15 protein-coding genes are annotated in these 16,453 nt (G+C 71.0%); 14 read left to right on the forward strand and 1 reads right to left on the reverse strand.

The features are described from left to right. Entirely contained in the window at positions 1-939 is a 939-nt protein-coding gene (ylqF, locus tag ASF43_RS27785) for a ribosome biogenesis GTPase YlqF (protein WP_056188945.1), read from the reverse strand. Between the two features lie 332 nt (positions 940-1,271). On the opposite strand from ylqF, the gene ASF43_RS27790 reads away from it, so the two are divergent. From ASF43_RS27790 to ASF43_RS27855, 14 genes are all read left to right on the forward strand, one after another. Next, the gene (locus ASF43_RS27790) at positions 1,272-2,030 is read left to right on the forward strand and encodes a class II aldolase/adducin family protein (RefSeq protein ID WP_082498225.1); all 759 of its coding nucleotides are present in this window, start codon (positions 1,272-1,274) and stop codon (positions 2,028-2,030) included. 29 nt (positions 2,031-2,059) lie between these two features. After that, the gene (locus tag ASF43_RS27795) at positions 2,060-3,622 is read left to right on the forward strand and encodes an ABC transporter substrate-binding protein (RefSeq protein ID WP_056188950.1); all 1,563 of its coding nucleotides are present in this window, start codon (positions 2,060-2,062) and stop codon (positions 3,620-3,622) included. Between the two features lie 13 nt (positions 3,623-3,635). After that, entirely contained in the window at positions 3,636-4,610 is a 975-nt protein-coding gene (locus ASF43_RS27800; RefSeq protein ID WP_056188953.1) for an ABC transporter permease, read from the forward strand. 196 nt (positions 4,611-4,806) lie between these two features. After that, positions 4,807-5,649 carry an ABC transporter permease gene (locus ASF43_RS27805; RefSeq protein ID WP_056188956.1) on the forward strand — a complete coding sequence of 281 codons (843 nt, stop codon included), beginning with the start codon at positions 4,807-4,809 and terminating at the stop codon, positions 5,647-5,649. A 2-nt stretch (positions 5,650-5,651) separates the two neighbouring features. Continuing rightward, a complete protein-coding gene (locus ASF43_RS27810) occupies positions 5,652-7,283 on the forward strand; it encodes an ABC transporter ATP-binding protein (RefSeq protein WP_056188959.1) in 1,632 nt (543 codons plus the stop codon). Between the two features lie 130 nt (positions 7,284-7,413). Further along, positions 7,414-8,340: a glyoxylate/hydroxypyruvate reductase A gene (locus tag ASF43_RS27815; RefSeq protein ID WP_056188962.1), complete on the forward strand. Its 927-nt coding sequence runs from the start codon at positions 7,414-7,416 to the stop codon at positions 8,338-8,340. A gap of 16 nt (positions 8,341-8,356) precedes the next feature. Continuing rightward, positions 8,357-9,727 carry an aspartate aminotransferase family protein gene (locus tag ASF43_RS27820; RefSeq protein ID WP_056188965.1) on the forward strand — a complete coding sequence of 457 codons (1,371 nt, stop codon included), beginning with the start codon at positions 8,357-8,359 and terminating at the stop codon, positions 9,725-9,727. An 11-nt stretch (positions 9,728-9,738) separates the two neighbouring features. Further along, positions 9,739-10,776, forward strand: coding sequence for a histone deacetylase family protein (locus ASF43_RS27825; protein WP_056188967.1), 1,038 nt, complete (start codon positions 9,739-9,741; stop codon positions 10,774-10,776). Continuing rightward, entirely contained in the window at positions 10,773-11,678 is a 906-nt protein-coding gene (locus tag ASF43_RS27830) for a DMT family transporter (protein ID WP_056188970.1), read from the forward strand. Before ASF43_RS27825 ends, ASF43_RS27830 begins: the two co-directional genes overlap by 4 nt. Further along, positions 11,675-12,364: a GntR family transcriptional regulator gene (locus ASF43_RS27835; protein WP_056188973.1), complete on the forward strand. Its 690-nt coding sequence runs from the start codon at positions 11,675-11,677 to the stop codon at positions 12,362-12,364. The genes ASF43_RS27830 and ASF43_RS27835 overlap by 4 nt, the downstream gene beginning before the upstream one ends. After that, entirely contained in the window at positions 12,361-13,056 is a 696-nt protein-coding gene (locus ASF43_RS27840; protein WP_056188976.1) for an SDR family oxidoreductase, read from the forward strand. The genes ASF43_RS27835 and ASF43_RS27840 overlap by 4 nt, the downstream gene beginning before the upstream one ends. Before the next feature lie 10 nt (positions 13,057-13,066). Next, positions 13,067-14,095 carry a histone deacetylase family protein gene (locus ASF43_RS27845; protein ID WP_056188978.1) on the forward strand — a complete coding sequence of 343 codons (1,029 nt, stop codon included), beginning with the start codon at positions 13,067-13,069 and terminating at the stop codon, positions 14,093-14,095. A gap of 2 nt (positions 14,096-14,097) precedes the next feature. Continuing rightward, a complete protein-coding gene (locus ASF43_RS27850) occupies positions 14,098-15,189 on the forward strand; it encodes a phosphotransferase (RefSeq protein ID WP_056188981.1) in 1,092 nt (363 codons plus the stop codon). Beyond that, complete coding sequence (locus ASF43_RS27855; protein WP_056188985.1) at positions 15,182-16,450, forward strand: aspartate aminotransferase family protein; 1,269 nt, start codon at positions 15,182-15,184, stop codon at positions 16,448-16,450. Before ASF43_RS27850 ends, ASF43_RS27855 begins: the two co-directional genes overlap by 8 nt. The last annotated feature ends 3 nt before the right edge of the window (positions 16,451-16,453 follow it).

The following is a 16,453-nucleotide window of genomic DNA, read 5'->3' on the forward strand; positions in this document are numbered from 1 at the left end:
CTAGGGGTGGTCGCCGCCGCGCTGCGGCACCTTCTTCTGCTTGCGCGCGAGCTGCTTGGCCGCCCGCTCGGCGTCCAGCGCCTGGGCCGCCGCGGCCCACTGCGCGAACTCTTCGGGTGACTCCAGCGTGACCGCGCCCCAGGCGGCACTGCGGAAATCGTGCATCGCGATCTCGGCCGCCTTGTGCAGGTTGGGCCGCCCGCCGGCCAGCAGAGGCGCGCGCTTGCGGCCGATCTCGGCCAGCACGGCTTCGTCGTTCAGGCCCGACAGGTCGCCCAGCTTGTAGCGCGATTGCAGGCGGTCCGGGTGCCGCGCGAGCATGCGGTCCAGCAGGGCCAGCGCCACCTCCTCGTCGTCGTAGGCATTGCGGCCCACGGCGCCACTGGCGGCCAGGTGGTAGCCGCTGTGCTCGATGGCGATGCGCGGCCACAGCATGCCGGGCGTGTCGTACAGGTAGAAGTCGTCCTCCAGCACGATGCGCTGCTCGGCCTTGGTGATGCCGGCCTCGTCGCCGGTCTTGGCCGCGCGCTTGCCGCGCAAGGTGTTGACCAGCGTGGACTTGCCCACGTTCGGGATGCCGCAGATCAGCACGCGCATCGGCTTGACCATGCCGCCCCGCAGCGGCGCCAGGTCGCGGCAGGCCTGGATCAGGCGGCGCGCGGGCGCCGTGGCGCTGGCGTCCAGTGCCAAGGCGTGGGTGCCCGGCTGGGCCTGGTAGTGCGCCAGCCACAGCGCCGTGGCGGCCGGGTCGGCCAGGTCCTGCTTGTTCAGCACCTTGAGCGCGGGCTTGCCGCGCGTGAGCTCGGCCAGCATGGGGTTGGCGCTGGAGCCGGGCAGCCGCGCGTCCAGCAATTCGATCACCACGTCGATCTCGGGCATGCGCTCGGCGATGGCCTTGCGCGTGCTGTGCATGTGGCCCGGGAACCATTGGATGGGCATCGGTCGTGACTTTCTGGGCTGGCTGGGCGCCAAACGCGGCGCGTGCGGGATTGTCGGTGCAGTCCGCATGGCCCCGCGCGCGGGCCGGATGCACGCCATCTGGGCGGTTTTGCACTTGATTGGTGCGCCAAACAGCCAATTCCAGCCGAATTTTGGTTCAGCAGGGGGTTTTTGCCGATGTCGACGCTGGCACGCTATCTGCAAGATGCATTCTGTCGACAGATGACAGAAACCAATTTCGAGGCCTGAGCGGCCCGGCCCAGGAGCAGAACCCCGTGACATCCACCCAACGAAGCACCCCCTTGCATGCGCTCGCCTCCACCGGCCCGGCCATGTCGGCCGCCGAGCGCCAGGTCCGTGAAGACCTGGCCGCCGCCTACCGGCTGGTAGCGCTGTATGGCATGGACGACAGCATCTACACGCACATCTCGGCGCGCGTGCCCGGCACGGACGACCAGTTCCTGATCAACCCCTTCGGCATGCTGTTTCGCGACATCACGGCCTCCTCGCTGGTCAAGATCGACCTGCAGGGCCGCCTCGTGGAGCCCAGCGCATGGGACGTGAACCCCGCCGGCTTCACGATCCACAGCGCCGTGCACGCGGCCCGGCACGACGCCGTCTGCGTGCTGCACACCCACACCGTGGCCGGCGTGGCCGTGTCGTCGCTGGCCGGCGGCCTGGCGCCGTGCAACCAGTGGGCGCTGCAGTTCCACCAGCGCGTGGCCTACCACGACTACGAAGGCATCGCGCTGAACCGTGCCGAGCGCGAGCGCCTGGTGGCCGACCTGGGGCCCGAGCACCGCGCCATGATCCTGCGCAACCACGGCCTGGTGACGCTGGGCCGCAGCGTGGCCGAGGCCTTCATCCTCATGCACAACCTGGAGCGCGCCTGCCGCGTGCAGGTCGCCGTGCAGAGCACGGGCCAGCCCACCTACCCCGTGCCCGAGGAGGTCTGCGAGCTCACCGCGCAGCAATACGCCAGCGGCGACACCAACCGCCTCGCGTCCCAGCCGACCGACCCCTATGCCCGCGAATGGCGGGCGCTGCTGCAGCGGCTGGCACCTCCCACTACCGCCGCCTACCGCGACTGACCCCACCTCCCCCTGAAAGGACCGCCACGATGCAACGCCGCCAACTGCTCCAAGCCAGCTCCGCCGCCCTCGGCCTGTCGATCGCCGGGGTGCCCCTGCACGCCCTGTCCCAGGCCAGGAAGGGCGTGGTCAACGTGCTGGTCCAGCCCGAGCCGCCCGGCCTGATGATGGGCATCGTGCAGAACGGCCCCACGCAGCTGATCGCCGGCAACATCTACGAAGGCCTGCTGCGCTACAACGACAAGCTCGAGCCCCAGCCGCAGCTGGCCACGTCCTGGACCGTCAGCCCCGACGCCAGGACCTACGTCTTCAAGCTCAAGCCCAACGTGAAGTGGCACGACGGCAAGCCCTTCACCGCGGCCGACGTGGTATTCTCGTGCGACGTGTTCCTGCGCAAGACGCATGCGCGCTTTCGCGCCAGCCTGGAGCAGGTCGAGTCCATCAAGGCGCTGGACCCGCTCACCGTCGAGTTCAAGCTCAAGCAGCCCTTCGGCCCCTTCATGGGCATCTTCGAGAACGGCACCATGCCCATGGTGCCCAAGCACCTCTACGAAGGCACGGACTTCCTGACCAACCCGGCCAACGCCACCCCCGTCGGCACCGGCCCGCTCAAGTTCAAGGAATGGGTCAAGGGCTCGTACATCCAGCTCGTGGCCAACGAGCAGTACCACGTGGCCGGCGCCGTCAGCGTGGAGAGCGTGTACTTCCACGTGATCCCCGACGCTGCCGCGCGTGCCGCGGCCTTCGAGTCGGGCAAGGTCGACATCGCGCCGGGCGGCACGGTCGAATACTTCGACGTCGGCCGCCTGGCCAAGCTGCCGGGCGCAGCCGTCACCACCAAGGGCTGGGAGTTCTTCGCGCCGCACAGCTGGCTGTGGCTCAACAACCGCACCAAGCCCATGGACAACGTGAAGTTCCGCCAGGCCGTGTGGACCGCCATCGACCGCGAGGCCATGGCCAAGATCGCCTGGTACGGCTTCGCCAAGCCGGCCACCGGCCCCTTCAACAGCCACATCGCCTTCGCCAGCGATGCCGTCACCAAGTACCCGCGCGACCTGGCCAAGGCCAAGGCGCTGCTGGCCGAGTCCGGCTACAAGGGCGAGACGCTGCGCCTGTTGCCGCTGCCCTACGGCGAGTCCTGGCAGCGCCAGGCCGAGATCGTGCGCCAGAACCTCACGCAGGCCGGCATCAAGATCGAGATGGTGGCCACCGACGTGGCCGGCTGGAACCAGCGCTGCAACGAGTGGGACTTCGACCTGGCCTTCACCTACGTCTACCAGTACGGCGACCCGGCACTGGGCGTGGGCCGCAACTACACCAGCAGCAACATCGCCAAGGGCTCGCCGTTCAACAACGTGGCCGGCTACACCAACCCCAAGATCGACGAGTTGTTCGCCGCCGGTGCCAAGGAGGGCGACCCGGCCAAGCGCAAGGCCATCTACCTGGAGGCGCAGAAGATCCTGGTCGACGAAGTGCCCGTGGCTTGGCTGCACGAGATCAACTTCCCCACGCTGTACCGCAACAAGATCCAGAACATCGTGAGCTCGGGCATCGGGCTGAACGACAGCCTGGGCCGCATCACGCTCGCCTGAGCGCAGAGCCGCCATGAAACGTCTGCAGTTCATGTCCGTGCGCATCGTGCAAGGCCTGCTGGCCCTGCTGGTGATCGCCACCGTCAACTTCATGCTGGTGCGCGCGGCGCCGGGCGACCCGGTGTCCATCATGGCGGGCGAGGCCGGCGCGTCCGACCCGCAGTTCGTGGCCCAGCTGCGCCAGCAATTCGGGCTGGACCAGCCGCTGCCCACGCAGCTGGCCAGCTACCTGCGCCATGTGGTCCAGCTCGACCTGGGCTTCTCGTACCGCCAGCAGCAGCCCGTGGTCGACCTGATCCTGGACCGCCTGCCCGCCACGCTGCTGCTGACCGGCACGGCCTTCGTGCTGTCGCTGGCCATGGGCATCGGCCTGGGCGCGCTGGCCAGCCGCCACGCCGGCAAATGGGTCGACAGCGCCATCACCGTGGTGGCGCTGGTGTTCTACGCCACGCCGCTGTATTGGCTGGCCATGATGGCCGTGCTGGTGTTCACGGTGCAGATGGACCTGCTGCCCGCCTTCGGCTTCTTCACCGTGGGCGCCGACCTGCAGGGCCTGGACCGCGTGCTCGACATCGCCAGGCACCTGATCCTGCCGGCCGGCACGCTGGGCCTGTTCTACATGGCCGTCTACGCCCGCATGACGCGCGCCTCCATGCTCGAGGTCGCGCAGATGGACTTCGTGAAGACCGCGCGCGCCAAGGGCGTGCCGCCCGGCCGCATCCAGCGCAAGCACATCCTGCGCAACGCCCTGCTGCCCGTGGTCACGCTGGCCGGCATCCAGGCCGGCGGCATGATCGGCGGCGCCGTGCTGACCGAGACCGTGTTCGCCTGGCCCGGCATCGGCCGCCTGATGTTCGACGCGCTGCTGCAGCGCGACTACAACCTGCTGCTCGGCTGCTTCCTGTTCACCGCGGCCATGGCCGTGCTGTTCAACCTGATCACCGATTTCGTCTACACGCTCGTCGATCCCCGCATCGAACTGACATGAGACCACCCCGTTTGGATGTCTCACTGCGTGTAGACATCCCATCCCCCTCCAGGGGCGCCGCCAGCGGCCGGGCAGAGCCCGTTCCGCGGCGTCTGCTGACATGGCCTGCTCCGCGGCCTTCGGACTCTTTGGATGCGACCCGCTGTCGTGGGCTGCGGGTCGTGCGTCGCGCGATCAACGACTGATAGGAAGATTCATGAAAAGCAACTTCTGGCGGCGCTTTCGCCGCAACAAGGGTGCCGTGTTCGGCCTCATCGTGCTGCTGCTGGTGGCCCTGGTCACCGCGCTCGGCCCCTTCGTCGCGCAGCACAACCCCTGGGACATGGTCGGCATGCCGTTCGCGGCGCCGCTGGCCGAGCAGGGCATGCCGCTGGGCACCGACACCATGGGCCGCGACATCCTGTCGGGCATCGTGGCCGGAGCCCGCGTCTCGCTGCTGATCGGCGTGGTCTCCACTGTCGTGTCGCTGCTGATCGGCGTGGGCGTGGGCGCCATCGCGGGCTACTTCGGCGGCTGGGTCGACGCCACGCTGATGCGCTTCACCGAGCTGTTCCAGGCCATCCCCAGCTTCGCGCTGGCCATCGTGCTCGTGGCCATCTTCCAGCCCTCGGTCGGCTCCATCGTCGTGGCCATCGCCATCGTCTCCTGGCCCCCCGTGGCGCGGCTGGTGCGCAGCGAGTTCCTCACGCTGCGCCAGCGCGACTTCGTGGCCGCCGCCGAGCTGGCCGGCCAGTCCACGCCGCGCATCATCCTCACGCAGATCCTGCCCAACGCGGCCTCGCCCATCGTGGTCATGGCCTCGCTGATGATCGCCACCGCCATCCTGCTCGAATCCAGCCTGAGCTTCCTGGGCCTGGGCGACCCGAACCAGATGAGCTGGGGCTACATGGTCGGCTCGGCACGCTCGGTGCTGCGCCAGGCCTGGTGGATGGCCGTGTTCCCCGGCGTCGCCATCTTGCTGACCGTGCTGGCGCTGAACCTGGTGGGCGAAGGCCTGAACGACGGATTGAACGCACGCGCCGACGGGAGGGGCAAATGAAGATGGAACACCTGCCGACACCGGTACTCGAGATCCACGGCCTGGACATCCGCCTGCCCGCGGGCGCGGACCGGCGGCTCGCCGTGCAGGGCGCCTCGCTGCAATTGATGCCGGGCCAGACCCTGTGCGTGGTGGGCGAATCGGGCTCGGGCAAGTCCATGATCGCCAACGCCATCATGGGATTGCTGCCCCGCCCGCACGTGGAGCCGGTGGCCGGCCGCATCCTGTTCGACGGCCAGGACCTGCTGCAGCTCGACGAGCAGCGCCTGCGCACGCTGCGCGGCCGGCGCATGGGCATGGTGTTCCAGGAGCCCATGACCGCGCTGAACCCCGTCATGCGCATCGGCGAGCAGATCGCCGAGGTGTTCGACGCCCATGTGCGCCTGTCCGCCAGCGAGAAGCGCCAGCGCATCCTGGCCGCGCTGCAGGACGTCGGCCTGCCCGAGCCGGAGCTGCTGATCGACGCCTACCCCTTCCGCCTGTCCGGCGGCCAGCGCCAGCGCGTGGTCATCGCCTGCGCGCTGATCATGGAGCCGGCGCTGCTGATCTGCGACGAGCCCACCACCGCGCTGGACGTGACCACGCAGGCCCAGATCCTCAAGCTCATCCGCGAGCTGCAGCAGCGCAAGGGCACGGCCGTGCTGTTCATCACGCACGACTTCGGCGTGGTGTCCGAGATCGCCGACCACGTCGTGGTGATGCAGACCGGCCAGATCGTCGAGGCCGGCCCGGCCGGCGCCGTGCTCGCGCGGCCGCAGCATGCCTACACGCGCAAGCTGATCGGCGCGATCCCGCAGGGCCGCATGCGCGAGCGTGCCGCCGAGCGCGATGTGAACCATGTGCTGCAGGTGCAAGACCTGCGCAAGACCTATGTCACGGGCGGCAGCCTGTTCAAGCAGGGCCGGCGTGTCGAGGCTGCCAAGGGCCTGTCGTTCGACCTGCGGCGCGGCGAGACGCTGGGGCTGGTCGGCGAGTCCGGCTCGGGCAAGTCCACAGTGGGCCGCTGCATCGTCGGCCTGGCGCCGTTCGACAGCGGGCGCGTGCTGTTCAAGGGCCGCGCGCTGCAGTCGGGCGCGCAGTTCCGCGCCCAGTCGCAGGGCAAGATCCAGATGGTGTTCCAGGACCCGTACGCCTCGCTCAACCCGCGCCACCGCGTTGGCGCGGCCATCGCCCAGGGCCCGATCGCGCAGGGCCTGCCCAAGGACCAGGCCATGGCCCGCGCCGTGGAGCTGCTGCAGCTCGTGGGCCTGGGGCCCGAGGCGGCCGAGCGCTTCCCGCACGAGTTCTCGGGCGGCCAGCGCCAGCGCATCGGCATCGCCCGCGCGCTCGCGCTGGAGCCCGAGCTGCTGGTGGCCGACGAGCCCGTCTCCGCGCTCGACGTGTCGGTGCAGGCCCAGGTCCTGAAGCTGTTCGCCGAGGTGCGCCAGCGCTTCCAGCTGGCCATGGTCTTCATCACGCACGACCTGCGCGTGGCCGGCGAGATGTGCGACCACATCGCCGTGATGCAGCGCGGCGCCATCGTCGAATACGGCGAGACCGCCAAGGTGCTGGCCAACCCGCAGCACGCCTACACGCGCACGCTGATCGAGGCGCAGCCGCGGCTGACGGCAGCGGCTGAGCTGGTGGCGGCGTGAGGCAGCTTCTTCGCTCCCTCTCCCTCTGGGAGAGGGCTGGGGTGAGGGCCAGCGGCGCTGAACGCATCGCCCTCTTTCCAATCACACCCTCACCCCCACCCTCTCCCGCGCGCGGCAAAGGGGGCCAGGCATGCCGCTGAACCACCACATCGCATTGGTCTCCGACCAGATCGCCATGGATTACCTGCTGCCGGCGTTTCGCGCGCGCTTCCCGCAGGCCAGGCTGCACCGCATCGACACCCAGGTGCAGGAGCTGGACGCCCTGGCCGACATCGACACCGTCGTCTGCTGGTCGCCCCCCACCGGCCTGCTGGCGCGCATGCCGCGGCTGCGCCTGATCCAGTCCGTCGGCGCGGGCACCGACCACATCACGCGCGACCCGTCCTTGCCCGACGTGCCCATCCGCCGCATCGTCGACCCCGAGATGGCGGCGGGCATGAACGCCTACGTGGCCTGGGCCGTGGTGCACGGCCAGCGCCACATGGCCGGCTACATCGAGAGCCAGCGCCGCGCCGCGTGGGAGGAATCGCCTGTCGTGCCACCGGGCCGGCACCGCGTGGGCATCGCCGGGCTGGGCGTGCTGGGCCAGTCCGCCGCGCGCGCGCTCGCGGCCATCGGCTACCAGGTGCGCGGCTGGAGCCGCAGCCCCAAGAGCGGCCTGCCCGAGGGCGTGGAGGCCTTCCATGGCGAGGCCGGGCGCGCCGCGTTCCTGGCCGGCTGCGACACGCTGGTGTGCCTGCTGCCGCTGACCGAGGACACCCACGGCATCCTCAACGCCGAGCTCTTCGCGCAGCTGCCGCGCGGCGCCCGGCTGGTGAACGCCGGCCGCGGCGCCCAGCTGGTGCAAGATGACCTGCTGGCGGCGCTGGACAGCGGCCAGCTCGCCTCGGCCGTGCTGGACGCCTTCATCGAGGAGCCGCTGCCGCGCGATCATGCGTTCTGGCACCACCCGCGCATCACCGTCACGCCACACATCGCCACGCGCACCGGCCCCGAGGCCATCGCGCGGCAGACCGAAGACCACCTGAAGCGCTTGTCCACACCGACACACGCCTGACACCAAGAGGAGCCCCATGGCCAAAGACCTGAGCACCGGCGAGAAGGATGTCGCCACCCACCTGCATTCCTACACCAACCTGGCCACGCTGCCGCAGACGCCGCCGCTCGTGATCGTGGGGGGCGACGGCATCCACGTCGTCGACGAGCAGGGCAAGCGCTACGTCGAGGCCATGTCCGGCCTGTGGTGCGCCTCGCTGGGCTTCTCGAACCAGCGCCTGGCCGCTGCCGGGGCCAAGGCCCTGCAGACGCTGCCCTACTACCACACGTTCAACCAGCGCACCAACGTGGCCGTGGCCGACCTGGCCGAGAAGCTGCTCGCGCTGGCGCCCGTGCCCATGGCCCGCGTGTTCTTCGCCAACTCCGGTTCCGAGGCCAACGACAGCGCGGTGAAGATGGTCTGGTACTACCACAACGCCATTGGCAAGCCGGCCAAGAAGAAGATCATCGCGCGGCGCAACGCCTACCACGGCGTGACGGTGGCCGCCGCCAGCCTGGGCGGGCTGGACGGCAACCACCGCGACTTCGACCTGCCGATCGATCGCTTCCTGCACGTCGATTGCCCGCACCACTACCGCTACGCCGAGCCCGGCGAGAGCGAGCAGGACTTCTCCACGCGCCTGGCCCGGCAGCTGGAAGAGCGCATCCTGGCCGAGGGCCCCGACACCGTGGCAGCCTTCATCGCCGAGCCCGTGATGGGCGCGGGCGGCGTGCTGGTGCCACCCGCCGGCTACTTTGAGAAGGTGCAGGCCGTGCTGCGCAAGTACGAGGTGCTGCTGATCGCCGACGAGGTGATCTGCGGCTTCGGCCGCACGGGCAACATGTTCGGCAGCACCACCTTCGGCCTGGCGCCCGACATCCTGTGCTGCGCCAAGGCGCTGTCATCGGGCTACGTGCCGATCTCGGCCGTGATGGTCAACGACAAGGTGCACCGCGCCATCGCCGCCAACAGCGGCAAGATCGGCAGCTTCGGCCATGGCTACACCTACTCGGGCCACCCCGTGGCCTGCGCCGTGGCGCTGGAGACGCTGCAGGTCTACGAGGACGAGCAGATCGTCGCGCACGTGCGCGCCCTGGCGCCTGCGTTCCAGGCCGGCCTGCAGTCCTTCGCCGACCGCAAATGGGTCGGCAACGTGCGCGGCGTGGGCCTGATAGGCGCCATCGAGCTCATGGCCGACAAGGCCCGGCGCGCGCCCTTCGCGGCCAGCCACAAGGCCGGCTACAGCTTCGCCGCGCTGGCGCTGCAGGAGGGCCTGATCGTGCGTGCCATGGGCGACACCATCGGCCTGTGCCCGCCGCTGATCATCACCGCCGCCGAGCTCGACGACCTGTTCGCGCGCCTCACACGCGCCATGGACCGCTTCGAAGCCGAGCTGAGCCAGAACTAAGGGGACACGCCATGCAAGCCTTCTTCTCCGACGACCAGCTGCTGCACGACCCACAGCAGTACATGCGCGTGGGCCGCATCTGCAAGCCCGCCGACCTGCCCACGCGGGCCGAGGCCTTGCAGGCCACGCTGGCCCAGCGCGGCATCAGCGTCAGCGTGCCGCGCGAGGCAGGCCGCCAGGCGCTGGAGCTGGTGCACAGCACCGACTACCTGGACTACCTGGAGACGGCGTACGCGCGCTGGCAGAAGATCGAGTCGTTCGGGCTGGAGCCCGGCATCGAGGTGCTGCCCAACATGTCGCCGCACGGCGTGCGCCAGGGGCCCTGCCCCTCGCCCGCGGTGCTGGCGCAGACGGGCTGGTACGTCGGCGACCTGTCCTGCCCGATCGGGCCGAACACCTGGCGCTCGGTGTTGCGCTCGGCGCATGCCGCGCTGGCCGCGGCCGAGACCGTGCGCGATGCCGGCGGCGTGGCCTACGCGCTGTGCCGGCCCTCGGGCCACCATGCGCAGCGCGCACGCGCCGCGGGCTTTTGCTACGTGAACAACAGCGCGATCGCCGCCGCCACGCTGCGCCAGGCGCATGGGCGCGTGGCGGTGCTCGACATCGACGCCCACCACGGCGACGGCACGCAGCAGATCTTCTACGAGCGCGCCGACGTGCTCACCATCTCCACGCACGCCGACCCGGCCAACTACTACCCCTGGTACACGGGCTACGCGCACGAGCGCGGCGCGGGCGAGGGCGAAGGCTGCAACCTGAACCTGCCACTGGCCCACGGCAGCGGCACGGCCGCGTTCGCGCTGGCGCTGGACCAGGCCATGGCCGCCATCGAGCGCTTCGGGCCGCAGGCCCTGGTGCTGCCGCTGGGCTTCGACACCTACAAGGACGACCCGATCAGCGTGCTGCAGTTCGACATGGACAGCTTCCGCCTGGCCGGCGCGCGCGTGCGCGCGCTGGGCGTGCCCACCGTGGTGGTGCAGGAGGGCGGCTACATGGTCGGGGCCATCGGCGCCGCGCTGGATGCGTTCCTGGAGGGCCTGCAGGCGTGACCCTGGCGCGTGCGCTGCCCGGCCCTGCCGTGCGCGACGGGGCGGCCACCGGCATCGCGTTGTTCCTGTGCGCGCTGGTGTTGTTCGCGGCCTACGACGCCTTCGCCAAGCAGATGGTGGCCCGCCATGCGCCGGCCGTGGTCAACCTGGGCCGCTACACCGCCATCGGCGTGCTGGCCTTCGTGCTGCTGCTGCGCCACGGCGACCTGCGCCTGTGGCGCCAGCCGCACCAGAAGCTGCTCACCGCGCGCAGCGTGGCGCTGGCTGTCGTGGCCACCTGCTTCATGACGGCGCTGGTCACCATGCCGCTGGCCGAGGCCACGGCCATCTACTTCACGGCGCCGCTGATCATGGTGGCGCTGTCGCCCTGGCTGCTGGGCGAGCGCGTGGGCCGCGCGCAATGGACGGCCGTGCTGCTGGGCTTCGCCGGCATGCTGTGCATCGTGCGGCCCGGCGGCAGCCTGCCGCTGGCGGGCACGCTGCTGATGGCGGTCTCGGCCGTCTGCTATGCGCTGTTCCAGGTGCTCACGCGCCGGCTGTCCGGCCTGGTGCCGGCGCCCGTGCAGTTCGCCCACATGGCGCTGGCCTGCCTGATCGTCACCAACATCCCCGTGCTGTTCATGCCGCACATCACCTTGCCGCCCTGGCCCGAGATGGCACTGCTGATCGCCGGCGGCGCCGTGAGCGGCAGCGCCCAGCTGCTGTTGCTGGCCGCGTTCCGCCGTGTCGGCGCGGCCACGCTGGCGCCGCTCAACTACGTGCAGCTGCTGCTGGCGGTGCTGATCAGCACGCTATGGTTCCAGCGCCCGCCCGATGCGATGGCATTGGCCGGCATGGCGCTGATCGCCGTGGCCGGCGTGTACCTGGCGCGTGCCCCGAGAGACAAAGGAAAGACACCATGATCACCAGCCGCGCGGAAGCCGCGCCCGCCCCCGCCTTCTCCTCGATCCAGGTGCCCGACCTGGTCGGCGTGGTCGAGGCGCAGTTGCAGCAGGCCATCCTGGCGGGCCGCATCGCGCCGGGCGAGCGCATCGTCGAGGCCGAACTCGCGCGCCAGATGGGTGTGAGCCGCGCCCCCGTGCGCGAGGCCGCGCGCCGGCTCGAAAGCCTGGGCCTGCTGGTGTCGCGCCCGCGCCATGGCTTTGCCGTGCGCACGGTCTCGGCCAAGCAGGTGAACGACCTGTACGAGGTGCGCATCCAGCTCGAACTGCTGGGCGCCGCGCTGGCCTGCCAGCACGCCAGCGACGCCGAGCTGGCCGCGCTCGATGCGCGCGTGGACGATATGGTGGCGCGCGCCGAGACGCTGGCCACGGCCGAGCGCGTGGCGCTGGACCTGGACTTCCACCTGGCCATCAGCGCGCTGTCGGGCAACGACTACCTGCACCGCCTGTTCGACAACATGCAGACCGAGGTGCGCATGTTCCTCGCGCTCAGCGAGGACAGCTATGGCGACCTCAAGCTGCTGGCCGAGACCCACCGGCCGATCGCCCATGCCCTGGCGCGGCGCGACGTGGCCGCGGTGCAGCACGCGCTGCGCTTTCATCTCGAAGACGCCAAGGCCCACGCCTGCGGCCTGTTCAAACCATGACCCCTGTCGCCAAGGTCGCCATGGTCAGCGGCGGTAACCGCGGCATCGGCCTGGCAATAGCTCGCGAACTGCTGGCGCACGGCTGGCGCGTGAGCCTGGGCGCGCGCAGCGGCGCGGTGGACATCGCCGACGGGCGGCTGCGCGTCTACCGCTTCGACGCCGAAGACAAACAGAGCGAGACCGACTGGGTGGCCGGCACCGTGCGCGACTTCGGCGGCATCGACGCGCTGGTGCACAACGCCGGCACGCTCAGCACGCGCTCGGTCATCGAGGCGGACGACGACGAGGTCGACCGCCTGCTGGAAGTCAACGTGAAGTCGCCGCTGCGCCTCACGCGCAAGGCCTGGCCGCATCTGCTGGCGGCGCGCGAAGGCAAGGTGCTGGTCATGGCCTCGCTCGCAGCCAAGCGCGTGCGCACGGCCGACGCCTCGCTCTATGCGCTGAGCAAGGCCGCCGTGCTGTCGCTGGCGCACGGCATCCGCCACTGCGGGGCCGAGGCGCGCGTGCGCTGCACGGCGCTGTGCCCCGGCTTCGTGGCCACCGACATGGCGGCCTGGCTGCCCGAGGAGCAGCGCCGGCAGGCCACCCGGCCCGAGGACATCGCCCGCATCGCCCGCACCGTGCTCGAACTCCCCGCGTCGGCCAGCGTGGCCGAGATCCCCATCAGCTGGACCGTCGAACCTCAGTATTGAAAGCGCCCCCATGAAAGTCATCTACAGCGACCAGCACGTCGGCCACGACCCGCAGCAGTTCATCGTGCGCGGCCGCATGAAGCGCAGCAACGAGCAGCCCGAGCGCGGCACGCTGCTGCTGAACGCGGCGCGCGCCCAGGGCCACGAGATCGTCTCGCCCGAGGACCACGGCCCCGGCCCGCGCGCGGCCATCCACACGCCGCAGTACCTGCGCTTCCTGGAGACGGTGTGGGAGCGCTGGCAGCAGCTGGACGGCGCGTCCGAGGAGGTGATGCCCAACGTCCATCCCTTCCCCGGCCAGCCCTTCACCTACCCCGACAGCCTGGTCGGGCAGGCCGGCTACCACATGGGCGACATGGCCTGCGCCATCGGCCGCCACACCTGGCATGCCGCGACCTGGTCGGCCCATGTCGCAACGCACGCGGCCCAGCTGGTGCTGGACGGCGAGCGCGCGGCCTACGCGCTGTGCCGCCCGCCCGGCCACCACGCCTATGCCGACCGCGCCAACGGCTTCACCTACCTGAACAACGCCGCCATCGCCGCCCAGCACCTGCGCCAGCGGCACGCGCGCGTGGCCATCCTGGACATCGACGTGCACCATGGCAATGGCACGCAGGGCATCTTCTGGCGCCGCAAGGACGTGCTGACCATCTCGCTGCACGGCGACCCGCATTTCTGCACGCCCTTCTTCACGGGCCATGCGCACGAGATGGGCGAGGGCGAAGGCCTGGGCTACAACCTGAACCTGCCGCTGGCGCGCGGCACCGAGGACGAGGGCTTCCTCACCGCGTTGGCGACGGCGAACGCCACCATCCGCGCCTTCGCCCCCGGCGCGCTGGTCGTGGCCCTGGGCCTGGACGCACACGAGAACGACCCCTACCAGGCGCTGGCCGTCAGCACGCCGGGCTTTGCGCGCATCCTGGGCGAGATCGCGCGGCTGGGCCTGCCGACCGTGCTGGTGCAGGAGGGCGGCTACCTGTCGCAAGACCTGGGGCCGAACCTGGCCAGCGCGCTGGGCGGCTTCGAGAAGGCGGCCTGAGCATGGACGACCTGGACGCCGCCATCCGCGCAGCCCTGCCCGAGGCGGCCGTGCTGACCGCGCCGCCCGCGCCCGTGGCCATCGACTGGGCAGCCGCAGCGCTGCAGCGCCTGTATGGCCTGACGGGCCGGCTCGAGCCGCTCACGGGCGAGCGCGACGCCAACTTCCTGCTGCAGCCTGCCGGTGGCGGCGCGCGCTGCATGCTCAAGCTCTCGCACCCCGACGAAGACCCGCTGGTCGCGGACTTCCAGACCCAGGCGCTGCTGCATGTCGCGCGCAGCGACGCCACGCTGCCCGTGCAGCGCCTGCTGCCCGACCGGCACGGCGCGCCCTCGGTGCAGATCGAGGATGCCGAGGGCCGCACGCGCGTGGCCCGCGTGTTCAGCTACCTCGAAGGCCTGCCCATGCCGCAGGCGCCGCGCTCGACCGCGCAGCGCCGCAGCGTGGCCCGCATGCTGGCGCGGCTCGACGGCGCGCTGGCCGGCCTGGAGCACCCGGCCGCCGCGCGCGAGCTGCCCTGGGACATCCAGCGCGCCGACCGCGTGCGCCCGCTGCTCGTGCACGTGGCCGACCCGGCGCGCCGCGCGCTGGCCGAGGCCGCGCTCGACGGCTTCGCGCGGCGCACCAGGCCCATGCTCGCGGGGCTGCGCCGCCAGGCCATCCACAACGACTTCAACCTCTACAACCTGCTGGTCGACCCCGCCGAGCCGGCGTGCGTGGCCGGCATCCTGGACTTCGGCGACATGGTGCACGCACCGCTCGTGGACGACCTGGCCGTCGCCGCCTCCTACCACCTCGACGCGCAGGGCGACGCACTGGCCACCATCGCCCGCTTCGCAGCCGACTACCACGCGGTGGCGCCCTTGACGCAGGCCGAGACCTTCGCCCTGCTCGACCTGGTGCGCGCCCGCCTGGCGATGGTGGTCGCCATCAGCGGCTGGCGCGCCGCGCGCCAACCGGGCAATGCCGACTACCTGATGCGCAACAACGCCGTCTCCTGGGCGCGGCTGCAGGCCTGCGCCGCCCTCACGCCCGAGCAGGTGCAGGACGCCATCCACGCCGCCTGCCGCACACCGGAGCCCCTCGATGCCTGACACCGCCGACCTCCTGGCCCGCCGCGCCCGCCTGCTGGGCCCGGCCTACCGGCTGTTCTACGACGAGCCCTTCCACCCCGTGCGCGGCGAGGGCGTGTGGCTCTTCGACGCAGCCGGCACGCCCTGGCTGGACGCCTACAACAACGTGGTGCCGCTGGGCCATGCCCGGCCCGAGGTGGTCCAGGCCATTGCGCGCCAGGCGGCCGTGCTCAACACGCACACGCGCTATCTGCACGACGGCATCCTCGACTACGCCGAGCGGCTGCTGGCCACCATGCCGGCCGCGCTCGGCCATGCCACCTTCACCTGCACGGGCAGCGAGGCCAACGACCTGGCCATGCGCATCGCCACCGCGCACACGGGCGGCACCGGCCTCATCGTCACGCGCTTCGCCTACCACGGCGTGACCGCGGCCATCGCCTGCGCCTCGCCCTCGCTCGGGCAGTTCGTGCGCATCGGCGAGCACGTGCGCCTGGTGGACGCGCCCGCGGGCGGCGATGCCGAGGCCGGCCGCCGCTTCGCCGACGGCGTGCGCGCAGCCATCGCCGACCTGCAGGCCCATGGCCTGCAGCCCGCCGCGCTGCTGGTCGATACCGTGTTCTCCAGCGACGGCATCTTCACCGGCCCGGCCGGCTTGCTGGGCGAGGCTGTGGACGCCATCCGCGCGGCCGGGGGCGTGTTCATCGCCGACGAGGTGCAGCCCGGCTTCGGCCGCACGGGCGAGGCCTTCTGGGGCTTTGCGCGCCATGGCGTGGTGCCCGACATCGTGACCCTGGGCAAGCCCATGGGCAACGGCCACCCGGTCGCCGGCCTGGCCGTGCGGCCCGAGGTGATGCAGGCCTTCGGCAAGGCGTGCCGCTACTTCAACACCTTCGGCGGCAACCCGGTCTCGATGGCGGCGGCCGCGGCCGTGCTCGACGTGATCCAGCAACACGACCTGCAGCGCAACGCCCTGCACGTGGGCGCCTACCTGCGCGAACGCCTGGCCGCGCTGGGCCAGCGCCACGCGCTGGTCGGCGAGGTGCGCGGGGCCGGCCTGTTCATCGGCGTGGAACTCGTCACCGACCGCGCGACGCGCGCGCCGGCCACGGCCCAGGCTGCCCAGGTGGTCAACGGCCTGCGCCAGCGCCAGGTGCTGCTGAGCGCCACCGGCCCGCAGGCCCATGTGCTGAAGATCCGCCCGCCGCTGGTGTTCACGCGGGAACACGCCGACCTGCTGGTCGAGCGGCTGGACTCGGTGCTGGCCGGCCTGGCGGCGTGAGCT

This window comes from Pseudorhodoferax sp. Leaf267 (assembly GCF_001422405.1).
Lineage (GTDB): Bacteria > Pseudomonadota > Gammaproteobacteria > Burkholderiales > Burkholderiaceae_C > Pseudorhodoferax.